17 protein-coding genes and 1 pseudogene are annotated in these 14,105 nt (G+C 42.6%); 8 read left to right on the top strand and 10 right to left on the bottom strand.

Annotated features, from left to right (window positions below):
- Positions 1 to 246: 246 nt before the first annotated feature.
- The gene (locus tag QF041_RS28535; protein ID WP_307416530.1) at positions 247 to 621 is read left to right on the top strand and encodes an iron-sulfur cluster biosynthesis family protein; all 375 of its coding nucleotides are present in this window, start codon (positions 247 to 249) and stop codon (positions 619 to 621) included.
- A gap of 151 nt (positions 622 to 772) precedes the next feature.
- Here the strand turns inward: QF041_RS28535 and QF041_RS28530 are convergent, their stop codons facing one another.
- From QF041_RS28530 to QF041_RS28510, 5 genes and pseudogenes are all read right to left on the bottom strand, one after another.
- Positions 773 to 1,198 carry a hypothetical protein gene (locus QF041_RS28530; protein ID WP_307416529.1) on the bottom strand — a complete coding sequence of 142 codons (426 nt, stop codon included), beginning with the start codon at positions 1,196 to 1,198 and terminating at the stop codon, positions 773 to 775.
- A 114-nt stretch (positions 1,199 to 1,312) separates the two neighbouring features.
- Positions 1,313 to 1,600, bottom strand: a complete 288-nt coding sequence (locus QF041_RS28525) for an NUDIX domain-containing protein (protein WP_307417072.1) — start codon at positions 1,598 to 1,600, stop codon at positions 1,313 to 1,315.
- A 15-nt stretch (positions 1,601 to 1,615) separates the two neighbouring features.
- Complete coding sequence (locus QF041_RS28520) at positions 1,616 to 1,783, bottom strand: hypothetical protein (RefSeq protein ID WP_307416528.1); 168 nt, start codon at positions 1,781 to 1,783, stop codon at positions 1,616 to 1,618.
- A 259-nt stretch (positions 1,784 to 2,042) separates the two neighbouring features.
- A pseudogene (pyrH, locus tag QF041_RS28515) lies at positions 2,043 to 2,195 on the bottom strand (UMP kinase); the annotation flags it as partial.
- A 244-nt stretch (positions 2,196 to 2,439) separates the two neighbouring features.
- On the bottom strand, positions 2,440 to 2,928 hold the full coding sequence (locus QF041_RS28510; protein WP_307416527.1) for an NUDIX hydrolase: 489 nt from the start codon (positions 2,926 to 2,928) through the stop codon (positions 2,440 to 2,442).
- 270 nt (positions 2,929 to 3,198) lie between these two features.
- On the opposite strand from QF041_RS28510, the gene QF041_RS28505 reads away from it, so the two are divergent.
- Complete coding sequence (locus QF041_RS28505) at positions 3,199 to 3,804, top strand: GNAT family N-acetyltransferase (RefSeq protein ID WP_307416526.1); 606 nt, start codon at positions 3,199 to 3,201, stop codon at positions 3,802 to 3,804.
- 140 nt (positions 3,805 to 3,944) lie between these two features.
- On the opposite strand, the gene QF041_RS28500 is transcribed toward QF041_RS28505, so the two are convergent.
- The 5 genes from QF041_RS28500 to QF041_RS28480 form a co-directional block, all read right to left on the bottom strand.
- Positions 3,945 to 4,148, bottom strand: a complete 204-nt coding sequence (locus QF041_RS28500) for a hypothetical protein (RefSeq protein WP_047843932.1) — start codon at positions 4,146 to 4,148, stop codon at positions 3,945 to 3,947.
- A gap of 73 nt (positions 4,149 to 4,221) precedes the next feature.
- Positions 4,222 to 4,755, bottom strand: coding sequence for a hypothetical protein (locus QF041_RS28495; RefSeq protein WP_307416525.1), 534 nt, complete (start codon positions 4,753 to 4,755; stop codon positions 4,222 to 4,224).
- Between the two features lie 834 nt (positions 4,756 to 5,589).
- Positions 5,590 to 6,234 (bottom strand): hypothetical protein, encoded by a 645-nt coding sequence (locus QF041_RS28490; protein WP_307416524.1) that lies wholly within the window; start codon positions 6,232 to 6,234, stop codon positions 5,590 to 5,592.
- Positions 6,235 to 6,358: 124 nt separating this feature from the next.
- A complete protein-coding gene (locus QF041_RS28485) occupies positions 6,359 to 6,697 on the bottom strand; it encodes a hypothetical protein (RefSeq protein WP_307416523.1) in 339 nt (112 codons plus the stop codon).
- 103 nt (positions 6,698 to 6,800) lie between these two features.
- Complete coding sequence (locus QF041_RS28480) at positions 6,801 to 7,277, bottom strand: hypothetical protein (RefSeq protein ID WP_307416522.1); 477 nt, start codon at positions 7,275 to 7,277, stop codon at positions 6,801 to 6,803.
- A 218-nt stretch (positions 7,278 to 7,495) separates the two neighbouring features.
- Here QF041_RS28480 and QF041_RS28475 point away from each other — a divergent pair, with 218 nt between their 5' ends.
- The 6 genes from QF041_RS28475 to QF041_RS28450 all read left to right on the top strand — a co-directional run bounded on the left by QF041_RS28475 (position 7,496) and on the right by QF041_RS28450 (position 14,092).
- Positions 7,496 to 9,175, top strand: coding sequence for a PucR family transcriptional regulator (locus QF041_RS28475; protein ID WP_307416521.1), 1,680 nt, complete (start codon positions 7,496 to 7,498; stop codon positions 9,173 to 9,175).
- A 229-nt stretch (positions 9,176 to 9,404) separates the two neighbouring features.
- A complete protein-coding gene (locus QF041_RS28470; RefSeq protein ID WP_145323717.1) occupies positions 9,405 to 10,181 on the top strand; it encodes an ABC transporter ATP-binding protein in 777 nt (258 codons plus the stop codon).
- Positions 10,181 to 11,053, top strand: coding sequence for an ABC transporter permease (locus QF041_RS28465; protein ID WP_307416520.1), 873 nt, complete (start codon positions 10,181 to 10,183; stop codon positions 11,051 to 11,053). The genes QF041_RS28470 and QF041_RS28465 overlap by 1 nt, the downstream gene beginning before the upstream one ends.
- 34 nt (positions 11,054 to 11,087) lie before the next feature.
- Positions 11,088 to 12,116 carry an ABC transporter substrate-binding protein gene (locus tag QF041_RS28460; RefSeq protein ID WP_307416519.1) on the top strand — a complete coding sequence of 343 codons (1,029 nt, stop codon included), beginning with the start codon at positions 11,088 to 11,090 and terminating at the stop codon, positions 12,114 to 12,116.
- 193 nt (positions 12,117 to 12,309) lie between these two features.
- A complete protein-coding gene (locus tag QF041_RS28455) occupies positions 12,310 to 13,686 on the top strand; it encodes an amidase (protein ID WP_307416518.1) in 1,377 nt (458 codons plus the stop codon).
- 19 nt (positions 13,687 to 13,705) lie between these two features.
- On the top strand, positions 13,706 to 14,092 hold the full coding sequence (locus QF041_RS28450; protein WP_307416517.1) for a RidA family protein: 387 nt from the start codon (positions 13,706 to 13,708) through the stop codon (positions 14,090 to 14,092).
- Positions 14,093 to 14,105: the final 13 nt, after the last annotated feature.

Here is a 14,105-nt window from a genome sequence, read left to right as displayed (position 1 = left end):
TATTTTCCCTGCTTATCATACCAGATAAGGAAAGGCGATGAAATGGGTTTCATTGATGTGCGAATAATTTCACACTGGACCAATAGAAGTTTGGGGGATGACATTCATACGTGAATTGTCCGATGCATTACTCATTAGTGTCATTATTTTCACAGGATATGTTTGATTTTCTTTATTTCACCTTCTAATCTGCGTTTATGGTCCATATATTAAATTGTAAGCGAATTCATTGGAGATTAGAGGAGTGTGAACGACGTCATGATCATTCAAGTCAGTTCGCTGGCAGAAGCAAGACTTACTGAAAAGCTGGGCGATCGACCGGGCTATTTCAAATTGTTTTATGATACCGATGGATGCGGTTGTGACGGAATTGCGGTACTTCTGATCTTGAACGACCTGGATAGCGATGATGTTACTGTAGAAGCGGGTTCGCTTCCGTTTGTAATCAACAAACAGCAACAGATTTACTTTGAACCCTGTCTGCGTCTGCAATCCGAGCACAGTTTCCCCTCGTTTCGACTAAGCAGTGATTCCATGATCTATGGCAGCAACGTCAAAGTCCATGATTTACGAGATACCGCAGACGTAGCCCCTCAGCCCACCGGATGGTTTGTACGATAAACGTTGAATCAGCACTATAATCAAAACCTCCCAACCCCAGATATTATGCGGGACGGGAGGTTTTTTATCAATTTTAATGAGTTAATTAGGCATTATTTTCGTAAACATTTTATTTGAGCTAACGTTTTCTGTCAGTTCAATTTTACTCAGATTACTTCACAAGAATTTCAATTGGATTCATGGTTAAAGAGATATCCACGGTCATATCCACAAAGAGATTTTGTTTCCCTTTTTTGGTTACTATAAACTCATCTTCAACCTCAACCACTTGACCTGACTTAAACTCAGTTACATATCCCACATCCGCATAATTACGCTCCTCGTTACTACCGGAAAAGAAAAAACGAATGATAGGTTTTCCATGAGGTACTTCAACAGGTTTAATACCTGTATATTTTAAAGTTCCTTTTACTTTAATTGTCTCACCCGTACTTAAAACAGTTGGTGTTGTTACTTCGAGAATAAAATCAGATGCTATTACACGTTCAGTAACCGTATCTTCATATTTTTCGGTTGATGAACACCCAGCTATTATCATGGATACCGCTAATACCAACATTAAGATACTATTACTCATTTTAATAATTTCATATCACCTCTCTCATACTCTAACGAATGATACATAGAAAGGGTTGCTCAATTTGTTCCTTGATTTCCCTGAACTATCGTTTACTGTTAGTTCAATCCTGTATCACACGAATTCAATTAACTTCCTATCTATTTCTGCGATATCACCAATCTCCGATGTACCATCCCAAAGGATAATTGAAGAAGCTTCATCGTTTTCAACAAAATCATCAAGTTGGCACAATTCACCCATGAACAGAGCTCCATACTCCGTCCGTTCAGGTCCATGAAAACTTGGCTGGAGTCTAAACTTCATTAGCCCTTTGAATTCAGCCGTATCCATATTTTGATTGGTTTCCTCAAACAATTCTCTAATTACACATTGTTGAGCATTCTCTCCAGCTTCAATAATACCACCTGGAAGTTCCTAGTTGTTTCTCCACTTATTATGCATGAATAGATACTTTCCTTGGCACTTCACCACAATTAGAGCATGTGTTAGTGGAGCATCCAGTGTGCTTGTAATGACCTTATCGTACTCGATACGAATAAATTCCAAAAAAATGTTACCTCTTGAATCTGTCATGATTGCCATTTTTACTCCTCCATTTCTTTTGTAACAAAAATAAAAAAAACACGCGCTAGACCTAAGTCCTGCGCGTTCATATATCACAGGATGGGGAGCGCGAATAGCGTTAACCCACCCCAAATTTTTTAGGAATGGATTAACGCTTTTCATGATGGTGAGATTGTTTTAATTCTTGAATTAACATCGGCCATTCTCCTAATCATCAATATATGGAAATAATACCCACTATAGTACTTTAGAGTCAAGTCTATAATTTTGCTCATTTACCAATAACTAATGATACTTCAACTCCTAAGTTTACTATTGACATAATTTCATCAGCGATCTGGTCCAATCTTTCCGACTCAAAACCAAATTCAGAGTTTCCGGCGACTGCTCCGCTACTTAGTTTAACGAGAATTCTTTTATACCTTGGCAATTAATAAAAACACTAAAGCAATAAATGCTTTAGTGTCCTAATGGAATGGAAATATGAAATTTCACAAGCCGACTGAATATAAGTTTTATGATTCCACACATTACTTGAGGCTAAATGCAATTACCGTCAATATTAAATCTACAAGCAATTTCAATAAGTTATAGAATGATTTACGATGAGCAGTATCAAAGAGCTACCTTGCCACTATACTGCCCGTTAGATCAATACACGATCCCTCGTACAACTAAACACTTCTTTGAAGCTTGACATTAAATTCTGTCGTTGACGCAGTGACATACTCCATATAATTCACAGAGCCGTTAAAGTTCAAATAAGCTTCATAACGCATGCGGATTCCAGGTAAAGTAATCAAATCCAGAACATTTTCCTTTGGAACCCACCTGCATTCGCTCGTTTCATTAGAAGTAGCTAACTCTCCACCCACAGCTTTACACACGAAATCAAACATGACCTTCGTAGGGACATCAGTCACACCGTCATACCACTTATGGATGGCTGTATTCGAAATAACACTAATCAAATAGCTAACCGTGGCGTCTATTCCACTTTCCTCTTTGATTTCACGCATGACACCATCAATCAGGTTTTCTCCTACTTCAGTTATCCCACCAGGATACACCCAACCATCGTCATGGGCTTTTACTAAAAGGATATTTCCAGTTCCATCCTCTACAATTCCACCTGCAGATACAATATGTGTCGGGAACGTCATTTTACAACCTCCAAATAAGATAAATTTGTATATTTATTCCACATACTTCTCATACTTTCCTGCCTTTGTGAATTTCTAAAAGATACTGTCGACATGATTGAACTAACTTGCCGTTAGTTGAACTTAATAGAACACTTGTATGGAATTTGTGATGCATGAAAGTACAATAATTCAACGGTTAATGCATTCAACGTCGATACCAATAAATATATACTAATCCCACAACGTAATAAGATAATGAATCACAACGGAATCGGAGGTGTAAATGAGATGAATCAAAATGTTACTTTAATAGGCAAGACAATAAAACTCTTACCCCTAGAATCTAAACATAAAGAAGATTTACTTGAAACTCTGATGAATCCAAACATATGGGAATTTACTTGGAGAAAAAATGCAACATATGATGATATTAAGCATTTAATCGAACAAGCCATACAAAACCAGCTTTATGGCACCCAACTCCCTTTCGGCATCGTCGAACTCATGTCAGAAAAAATTATTGGAACCACAAGAATCGGAGATATTGATATGATCAATCAAAATGCGGAAATCGGCTGGACATGGCTAACACCAACTTACTGGCGTACAGGTGTAAATACGGAATGTAAGTTTTTACTGTTAAATTATTGCTTCGAACAATTAGCGCTAGTCCGCGTGCAATTTTCCATCAGCGGCTATAACATAAGGTCACAGCGAGCGATAGAACGGATTGGGGCAACTAAAGAAGGCATATTTAGGAAACATAGGCGGGATACTCAAGGTAGATTTCATGACAATGTTTTTTATAGCATTACGGATAACGACTGGCCTGAGGTAAAAAGCACTCTTGAACATATGATCCATATTAAATACTCGCCAGAAAACACAAGATAGATGTTTGCACAAAAGAAAGTAAAAGAAGCACCCTGATATTTTCCTAGCCAAATGCCATTTGTTAGCTCAATAAAAGCAGCCAATCAAAATGATCGGCTGCTCTTATTGAGCTAACGTTTCCCGCTAGCTTAAGAGTAATTTCACTTTTTTAATTGAGTCATCTTTTTCAGGAGTACCGCAGTGCAAACAGATATAACACTGGCTAAGTATAAAAGAGCATATGCTATGGCAGCATAATATGTAAGTTCAGCTTCAATATCGGAGCTTGTAAGAAGCAGAATAATGGAAAAGCCAACAACAAAAACTACAGTACCTAACAGAACATTTTTAATTCCTTCTTTCACATACTCACCTCCCAGGGATTTTTGACAGTTCCCGACCTGCTATTTTAGCATTTATAATTTTTCCTCCCTTAGGCTATTCTCGATTGTGATCTAGCCCTTTCCCAAAACAAGTCTTTTGGTTGTATGATTCGAAAAATTCGGAATGAATATCCAGTGTTTTAATAGTGAGTAGATATCCATTTATCGTTTTAGTAATCATTTCAATTTCAGATACATTGTATGAAGTTATATCCATTTTCGAAATGATCACTTGCTTACTAAGCACTTTTGATAAAGAAGAGGTAATTTGTTTCTTTACATCGTCATTTAAACTTTCAAACTGGAGTACAAGGTTTTCAAGGTCATCCTTGCTATCTTTCATAAAACTGTGGGATTGGATAGCACTATGCTTTGGAGATGAAGACTTGATAGCATAAATCTCAATGATGTCATCCATATTAAATTTAAAGTTTTTACCTTCTTCTGTTTCAACAACTAGGTAGCCTTCCTTTAATCCTTTAGCAACACCACGGAAAAATTCATCTCGATTATTAACTTTAAATACTACAGAATGTTGTTCTTTAACTGTCATCTCAATAAATTGTCTCTTATTCATCATATTATGCAATGTGTTCCCCTCCCTTTTAAAGATAAAGTATTCTATATGAGATAGTATGTTATTCCATTGTCCTCACACTAACCTGCCCGTTAGTTCAATAAGATAGATGAACAGTATCGTCCGGGTCTGCACCAGCTGATCCCCATAGTTCCCCTTCAACGCGATAACCGCCACCACTCCATTGAAGCAAGTAGTCTCCAGTACTCATACCCTGTGTGAAACCTTCTTTACTATTTATCCAATCTAAAGATTCCCCGGGAGCAATCGTTCTAGCGAAATACAATTTACTAGTATCTAAGTGCGTTAAACTAATATTGACTTCATGGCTACTATTGTTTTTCATAAGCAGTTTTATATGTATAAATTCCGGATTTACGGAAAAGGGTTGCTGTAGTGTTGCGCCTCCAGAAGCAATATAGTGGGACGGTTTGCTCTCTTGTTCGCTTAAAGACTTAGAAAGTGTTGTACTTTTCGGACTTTCTTGATAATACACCAGTTTTTGGAGTAGACATATTCTCTTGAGTTGGACTTGTTGAATCACAGGCAGTTACGGTCGCTGTTGTTAAAGCTAATGCTACGACAGTAAAAAAAAGTCTCTTTTTCTTCATTACTTCATTCCTCGTATTCTTTTAGTTATTCTAAAAACCTATAGAAGTTCCTCGTTATGAACAACGCTATCAATCAATAAAAGTTACACCTATAATTCACAAGATGGCATTGAGTTACCTGCCCGTTACTGAACAAAAGTAGCCGATCAGGTTGATCGACTACTTTCTGGGGTTTATTGAGTACCGTATACTTTTAGTATAAACAAATGACGACCGACAGTATTTGACACTTCAGTCATCGAAAACCGAAATGCTTTTCAACTTCCAATAACATCTGATCTTTATTGGACTGAGATGTTCTCATGAACCATTTTAATTGATACTGCTCTGCTTGTTGCAGGTAATGATTCGATGCTCGAACCACCGTGTTTAATGTTTCGTCCCGTGCACGTTGTGGATCTGATAAATTAGGGAACACATCCTCCATGCCTCTCAGATGATCTCGATCCAGATACTCCGCTCGAATTAGGTCATCTTCTGCAAACATATAAACAATTCGGTTGGGGTCAACAATCTCCCTTAGATAAGCAGGTTCCATAAAAGTATCTACTACGATTGGCTTCTCTTTCCCCATCTGTAACAAATCCAAAATAATAAACTCAACGCTTTCATCAAACACTGAATTTAACCAGTGACTTCTATCGTTCCCACGCCCTAAAAAGAACCATTCCCAATCAATGAAGTGTCGTAAAATTGCTGGATGATCCTGCGGATTAGCCTTTTTTTGATAATCGAAAGTGTGGTCATCGGAGGAATAATAATTCAGTTCCCATTTTGAAGAAAGTAAATTAGTCATCGTGCTCTTTCCGCCGCAAGGGCCTCCACATATCCAATAAACGTGATCTAGATATTCTCTTAATAGTCGGTCTGAAATTTTCATTATACAAATATCCCCCTTGTCTAAGATTATTTCTCAAAAGGGAGCACGTCTATTCTTGTTTGCACTAAATGTCCAGGTCGCTGGCATTGCCACACCGCCTTTCCGATCTTAATTTCTGATAAATTTATTCCTCGGAATCGCTTTTCACAAAGTAATTACCGTGAGAAAAAATCTGTTTGGTATCAGCAGTTAAATGATCTAAGTTATCCACCGTTTCCTTCTCGGAAATGAAGGCGTCTTTCTCGGGTACCCTATTAAATGTTCCGAAAGATGTCGTTATACCACTGACATTTTCTAGAGCTCTATTAATTTCCTCTTCTGATAATTTTACTGCAGGACCAAAGTCCGGATAGTTTGGATTATCCGCTTTAGCATCATCATAATAATTACTAGCATAAATACTTAAAGCAGTCACTGCTGAAACAGTTATTATTAATGCCGTACTGATAAAGAATTTTTTCATTGGAGGTCACTCCTCAATCGTTTCTATAATGTGTGTGCATTCATAAATCCTTTGCCTTCTAGTTCAACTGGGCCTTTGTTTTAGTAGAAACCAGATAAAATAACTAATGATCTGTATACTGCAAAGCGTGAATCGGTGTACCTTTAGTGACTTCACCTGTCAATGTATTGATTTCAAGTGGCTCTACTAAAACCTTCCATCCATTTTCGCTTTTGAAAATTTTATATGGGAGTGGTGGTGACTGTTCGTAGTCTTGTCCTGCATACTTTTGAACCACATAAAATTGAACTTCATCCGTGTTGATTTGTCTGGTTTTCACAATTTCATACCCTGTAGTTGGATTGGTTTTAAAATCCTTCACATATCCTTCTTCACGACTTTTCTCATCCAAATAATTTGTATCTTTAGAATAGAACATCATTCCTTCTACATCCCTAGCAATGTAAGCCTGAAAGTACTCCGTTGCTGCTTCCATCGGAGTTTGGGCTACGACTCTTTCCGCAGTTGTAGTCGATGCTACTAAAATAGAACCAGCAACAACACTGGCAAGTAAAAGCGATACTAATCCTTTTCGTTTCATGGATTGAGAACTCCTTTTTAGTGATAGAATTGGTAATAGTGATCAAATTTTCTTTAGATCTATTTAGTATAACGCATTGAATTATTGGAAAGTTTTTATATTTATGAGAAATTTGTTTACATCTATCTTTTAGCCTCTTTATCCAAACTCTTCTTTACGCCCACCTTACTTAATGTTAGATTTTATAACATATCATTATGAAAGCGAGTGGGTTGAAGATGGATCTGCAACATTTATTGACTATCCCCATTCTCTCCAAAGCAAAGGTTATTGCTGGACATCGTGGACTAGATCGCTTGGTGCAATCGATTAATATTATGGATGCGCCAGATATTGTCCATTTCCTGAAGCCGGGAGATATGCTGCTGACGAACGGCTATATCCTGAAAGACCGCCCCGATGCTCATCTTGCATTCATTACAGATATGCACGCGATTGGTTGTGCGGCGCTTGCGGTCAAGACACAGCGCTTCTCTCTTGAATTATCCCCGCAACTGCTCGAGACAGCCGATAAGCTGGGGTTTCCCATCATCGAACTGTCAGAGATAGACAATACACTCGGTGAAATATTTCAACAATCGATCAGCGCCATCCTTCAGAATAAAACCCATGAGCTCCACTACGCCTTATCTATTCACAAACAATTTTCCACGATGGTTATGCAGGGAAAAGGTATACCCTCCATCGTAGATACGCTGTCTCAGTTGCTATCCTCACCTGTGCTTCTGCTTGGTTCGAAGAAGCAGATTACGGCAAGCTCCCATTATGCACAACAGATGGATCGCCAGTCTCTCGCCGCGCCCATACTGACATTTATAGATGAGCACCCTTCCTTCCATACCGCAATCTCGATCTGCCTGCTTACTGCCGATAAATATCGACATGCTGAGCTACATCCCATCTTTACTGATCGGCACGAAGGCTATTTGATCGCACTATTCGACAATTCCGCAAACTCTAACCTCTCCACTCTGGCACTGGAACAAGCCGTCAATGTGATCGGTCTGGAGTTAACCAAGAAGCAAGCAGTCAAGGAACGTTCCCGCCGCTACAAAAATGAATATTTCTCCGATCTCATTCAGGGCTTCATTCGTTCTGAACAAGAAGCGCTGCATCGTGGCAAGAAATATGGGCTACAAGCCAAAGGAAGCTCCGTTCTCATCATTGCTAAAAAGGATGAATTTTTATCGAGCATGCCTAACCAGAGCCTCACTCCCCCTGGAGAAGAGCGACAAATCTCGGAACGAGACGCTTATTACGAGCTGATTAAACAGGAGTTCGCCAGACTGGATCTCTCCTTCGTCATGTTCACGAAGAATGACCAGTTCGGCATACTCGTCTTTTTGGCCGAATCGTCTTGGGACGAACACATCGTTGTTCAGCAGCTTGAACAGATCGCGAGCATCCTATATACGGAATCGCAGCTCAGCCTATCCTTCGGCATAGGCAATCCCTACACGAATGTACTGGATATCGGATTATCCTATAAGGAAGCAGTCAAGGCGCTTCAATCCGGCTATCAGATGAGAAAGACCCGCTTCGCTCATTCCTATCAAACCATGGATATAAGCCGCCTGCTGCGCATGATACCTTATGATGAAATGCTTCAGTTCCATCAAGAAACCTTTAAGGCCTTCGCTGGCCGAGATCCAAACGAGCGCAGCGAACTGATGAAAACCTTGTCCTCTTTCTATGAGAATCACTGCCAGATCGTCGATACGGCGAAAGAGCTGTTCGTACATCGCAATACCGTCATCTACAGGCTTGAGAAATGTGAAAAATTGACCGGCAGGAACATCAAGGATCCGAGTGAGAGTCTGCGCTTCCGCCTCGCCTTCGCACTGGAGTCGCTGCTGAATGTCAATCCAGCCCCTAGCGAAGCTAATCATACGTCTTAAACCGAGAACGTGTCATGTATAATGACACGTTCTTTTATTTTCTTTTCTCAACCCTACCTATTTTGTACATTTTAGCTGATTCAATTCTATTTTTATGTTCATAGTAACTAATGACAATTAGGCAAACAGTCTATATGATTAGGAATATAATCATCAATGTCATATTAATTAACACAAACTCACGCCAAGAAACAACAACCAACAGGCTGTAGGAAAGGGGCTACCTATCATGGCTATACAGATACAAGGCGTATCCAAATCATTTGTCAGTGCAACCGGAGAAGATATTCAGGTCCTGGCTGAGGTTTCGATGCAAATCAAGAAGCAGGAATTCTTCAGTATCGTGGGACCGAGCGGTTGCGGCAAGAGTACGATTTTCAATATTATCGCAGGTCTGCTTAAGCCAACGAATGGCAAGGTAATCGTCTGTGGCGAAGAGATCGATCAGACCACCGGGCATGTCGGTTATATGATGCAGAAGGACCTGTTACTTCCTTGGAGAAGCATCCTGGATAATGTCACGTTAGGCTTGGAAGTGAAGGGCATGTCCAAAAAGGATCGTGGCGATATTGCCATGGATTATCTGGATCGCTACGGCCTGGCTTCATTCGCAGAAGCCTATCCCTCCACACTATCAGGCGGTATGCGCCAACGTGTAGCCCTCATACGCACCCTCGTTACCCAGCCCGATATTATATTACTGGATGAACCCTTCTCAGCACTTGATTATCAGACCAGACTCATTCTGGAAGATGAAATCTTATCCATACTAAAATCTGAGGGCAAGACAGGCGTCCTGATCACGCATGACATCGAGGAAGCGATTGCCATCTCCGACCGCATTGCCGTTATGAGCAAAAGACCAACGACCGTGAAGCAGGTGTATGACATTGGTCTCGCCTCGCAATACGGCTCAGCACTGAAAGCCCGCTCCGACCAGAAGTTCAAGCAGTATTTTGAATCGATCTGGGCAGAGCTTGATATCCAGATGGGGAGGATCAGCTAATGAAGAGCACATCACCTAAAATCACCCTTGCCGGAAAGCCTGCTGGAGTTACGAAGAGCAAGAGCAAACGCAGACAGTCCACCTTCTCCAAAGAATGGCTGGTAACAATGCTGTGGCGGTTCATTATCGTTGCAGTCATCCTAGTGATATGGGAATCCGCCGTTCGCTTGAAACTGGTTAACGGTTTCCTCATGGGGTCACCGAGCGCCATTTTCGATGCCGCCATCACGATGGCTAGCTCAGGGCAACTGCTTACAGACGCGTTCGCAACGGTGAATGCCACCGTTATCGGTTTTGTAGCCGGAAGCTTAATTGGTTCATTAGCAGGACTGCTCATGTGGTATTCCAAGTCCGTTGCCCGTGTGCTCGATCCATTCATCGTAGCGCTGAACGGCATTCCGAAAATTGCGCTCGCTCCCATGATTATTATCTGGTTCGGTTCAGGCATCTTCTCCAAGATTGCTCTTGCCTCCGTGGCAACATTTATCGTAGCGCTGTTATCCGCCTACCAAGCGACTCATCAGATCGACGAATCCCAGATTAATCTGATGAAATCCTTCGGTGCAAAGAAGTCACAAATTTTCCGCAAAATTATCGTTCCTTCCTCTCTGCCATGGATCATCTCAGCCTTCCGTATCAATATCGGCTTGGCATTGGTATCTGTCGTAGGCGGAGAATTCATCTCTTCAGATAAAGGACTCGGACACATGGTATTCGTCGAAGGTAACCTGTTCAACCTTCCGGCCGTATGGGTTGGCGTGTTCATGCTTATGCTGGTCGCCATGCTCCTCTACACCTGTGTCGGGTATATCGAATCCCGTCTCCTCCTATGGAATGACAACAAGACCAGCAGCAAATCCACATCTGTATAGCTGACCTACAACCATAAAAGGGGCCTGATGACTAATGCGTACACTCAAAAAGATAGCTATTCTGGCAGCGATGACACTTCTATTGACTACACTGCTCAGCGGGTGTGGCGGCAATGCCAACATACCTGCTAACGGCGCAGGTGCATCTAATAGCGAGGGGCAAGAAAATACGCAGGTGGACAAAATTATGGTGTCCGAGGTTTATCACAACCTGCTCTATCTTCCCTTGTATGTAGCGAACAACCAAGGTTTTCTAAAGGAGAATCGCATTGAGCTATCTTCCATCCGTGCTGCCGGAAGCGGACCAACAGCATTGTCTTCGGTCATCTCAGGCGAGTCCGCATTTTCCTTCCACGGTCCTGAGCATGTCGCATTCGCTAATGCGAAGGGCGGAGATGCTCGCTCACTGGTCCTTCTATCCGGCAGCGCTCCAGTATGGGCAGTCGCGAGAGAAGGAGTAACGGTAAACACCACAGAGGACTTCAAGGGTAAGACCATCGTAGTAGGCTTGGCACCTACAAGCTCCAACAGTTTACTACGGAAGCTGTTTGCTGATAAAAACATCGATATCGACAAGGATGTGACGATCACAGAGGTTCAAAATGGCTCCGAGCTTGGTGCTGTATTAGCAGGCAAAGCTGATATTGCTATCGTTTACGAACCTCAACTGGATCAAGGCATTGCAGAGGGGCTGCATATTGTCCATGATTTTACGAAGGATTATCCAGACTTTGCCTTTGCAACGATGAATACAACCGCAGACTTCATTGAAAAGAATCCTGATCTTACCCAGCGCTTCGTGACCTCTATCGAGCAAGCCCTGGAGTATATTCAATCTAATCCTGAAGGCGCCAAAGCTGTCGCAGTGAAGGAATTCCCGAATCTAGAGAAGAAAGTCGTGGAGCAAGCCGTACAACGTATGATCGACAGCAAGGTATATCCTGCTGATGGGCTCATCAATGAATCAGCATTCGAGACCGCAATCGATATGCAGCGCTTCATCGGCAATTTGAAGGAAGACCTCGCTTACGAGGCCATTATCGATTCAAGCTTCACCAAATAGAGAGAGAAAGGTTGATTACTCTGAAGCAGGACGACTATCTCACACACCGACGTACAGAAAGCGCCAGATATGCGAACGGAGTTATTACCAGCGAGGAGCTTGCCCTATTTACAGCCGACTTGAAGCTGATTCGAAGCTTCAAGCTGCCAGAAGAAGTAGGTCCCAATCCCCCGCATAGGAGAGTGCCTCTGCGATGATTACGAAACCACTTAACGAGCTGACGATTGCTGAAGCCGCAAAACTGATCAAAAACAAGACGATATCTCCTGTCGAGCTTACGAAATCCTATTTGGATCGCATTGGGAAAGTAGAACCTGCTGTGCAAGCCTTCGTTACAGTCACCGCAGAACAAGCCTTGCAGGCGGCAAGAGATTCTGAGCGCAAACTAATGAATGGCGAATATCTCGGTCCTCTGCATGGCATTCCATATGGAGCCAAGGATATTATCCATACCGCTGGCATACGCACCTCGGCTGGATCAAGTACCTATCCTGACTTTGTACCCGAGACGAATGCTACTGTAATTCATAAGCTTCAGGCTGCAGGCGCTATCCTGCTCGGCAAGACAACAACGACGGAATATGCCTTTCAGGGAGGAGAACCGCCAACCCGCAACCCATGGAATCTAGAACATACCCCAGGCGGTTCCAGCTCCGGCTCTGCCGCTGCAGTAGCGGCAGGCATGGCTTCCTTCACACTCGGAACACAGACCTTCGGATCTCTGCTTAGACCCGCAGCTTACAACGGATTAACCTGTATGAAGCCCACTTACGGCAGGGTTAGCCGTAACGGTGTCATCACAGCCAGTTGGAGCCTGGATCATATTGGCGCCTTCACTCGATCCGCACAAGATAACGCGATCGTTCTTGAAGCGATGGCCGGGCAAGATGAGATGGACTCCTTCACGCTTCCTCATGGCAAGCCAGACTTAACAAGCGCTCTTGAGCATCCTATCTCAGGAATGGTCATCGGTCTGCCGAGCAACTTCTTCCAGACCGATGAACCAGCGATCTTGTTAGCCGTAGAGTCGGCAATCACCGTACTTGAGAAGCTGGGCATGCAATGGAAGAAGGTAGACCTGCCTTCTTATATGGAAGAGACATGTGCTGCTCATCGTACGGTAATGCGGGCAGAAGCAGCCGCCTTCCATCAAGAACGCTTCGCAGAAGCCTCTGATCGTTACGGACATACGATGCGGGAGCAGCTTGAGCTTGGTTACCAGACGAGTGCCGTTGATTATTTGCAGGCACAGCGCATCCGAACGATATTCCGGAGTGAGATGATGATGCTGTTCGATGAAGTGGATGTGTTATTGACTCCATCAACACCATATGCGGCCCCATATGGCTACAAGACGGGTAGCCCTATTTTCAACGGACCGTTCACCAATACAGGGCTACCGTCCATCACCGTTCCCATCGGATTCGATACCACCTCAGGGAAGCCATTGCCTATCGGCATGCAGCTTGCTGGTCCACTTATGCGAGAAGACCGCTTATTGTCCATCGCTCATCATTATCAGCAGGCTACGAACTGGCATCAGTTAACACCAAACATACACACTCATTAGGAAAGGAATGACAACGACTATGTCTACCATCATACATGCAAGTGCTGCACCCCAATTCCCGCTTCCTTTCTCCCATGCTGTCCGCGCAGGAGATATGGTCTACGTGGCAGGTCAAGTAGGCGTTGATCCACAGACGCTTGAGCCCATTGGTGGCATTAAGGAACAGACCGAACAGTGCATTCGCAATATTGAGATTATTCTGCAAGAAGCCGGACTTACACTTGATCATATTGTGAAGGCAACCACGCATCTGGCCCGAGTAGAGGATCAGCCCGAATACAACGAAGTATATGCGCGAATGATTAAGCAACCATACCCTGCCCGTATTACCGTATGCAGCGGTTTAGGTCCCTATTTAATTGAAATGGAAGTGCTGGCGTATGCACCATCCGTTCGTGGAGAGTAGCACATCACACAAA

Origin of the sequence: Paenibacillus sp. W2I17, assembly GCF_030815985.1 — a bacterium.
GTDB lineage: Bacteria > Bacillota > Bacilli > Paenibacillales > Paenibacillaceae > Paenibacillus.
This window is presented reverse-complemented; position numbering and strand designations above follow the sequence as displayed.

Excerpts from the sequence above, each read along its gene's own strand:
- QF041_RS28530 (WP_307416529.1), bottom strand. The coding sequence starts at position 1,198 with ATGAGTAATAGTATCTTAATGTTGGTATTAGCGGTATCCATGATAATA.
- QF041_RS28520 (WP_307416528.1), bottom strand. The coding sequence starts at position 1,783 with ATGGCAATCATGACAGATTCAAGAGGTAACATTTTTTTGGAATTTATT.
- QF041_RS28510 (WP_307416527.1), bottom strand. The coding sequence starts at position 2,928 with ATGACGTTCCCGACACATATTGTATCTGCAGGTGGAATTGTAGAGGAT.
- QF041_RS28505 (WP_307416526.1), top strand. The coding sequence starts at position 3,199 with ATGAATCAAAATGTTACTTTAATAGGCAAGACAATAAAACTCTTACCC.
- QF041_RS28490 (WP_307416524.1), bottom strand. The coding sequence starts at position 6,234 with ATGAAAATTTCAGACCGACTATTAAGAGAATATCTAGATCACGTTTAT.
- QF041_RS28485 (WP_307416523.1), bottom strand. The coding sequence starts at position 6,697 with ATGAAAAAATTCTTTATCAGTACGGCATTAATAATAACTGTTTCAGCA.
- QF041_RS28480 (WP_307416522.1), bottom strand. The coding sequence starts at position 7,277 with ATGAAACGAAAAGGATTAGTATCGCTTTTACTTGCCAGTGTTGTTGCT.
- QF041_RS28475 (WP_307416521.1), top strand. The coding sequence starts at position 7,496 with ATGGATCTGCAACATTTATTGACTATCCCCATTCTCTCCAAAGCAAAG.
- QF041_RS28470 (WP_145323717.1), top strand. The coding sequence starts at position 9,405 with ATGGCTATACAGATACAAGGCGTATCCAAATCATTTGTCAGTGCAACC.
- QF041_RS28465 (WP_307416520.1), top strand. The coding sequence starts at position 10,181 with ATGAAGAGCACATCACCTAAAATCACCCTTGCCGGAAAGCCTGCTGGA.
- QF041_RS28460 (WP_307416519.1), top strand. The coding sequence starts at position 11,088 with ATGCGTACACTCAAAAAGATAGCTATTCTGGCAGCGATGACACTTCTA.
- QF041_RS28455 (WP_307416518.1), top strand. The coding sequence starts at position 12,310 with ATGATTACGAAACCACTTAACGAGCTGACGATTGCTGAAGCCGCAAAA.
- QF041_RS28450 (WP_307416517.1), top strand. The coding sequence starts at position 13,706 with ATGTCTACCATCATACATGCAAGTGCTGCACCCCAATTCCCGCTTCCT.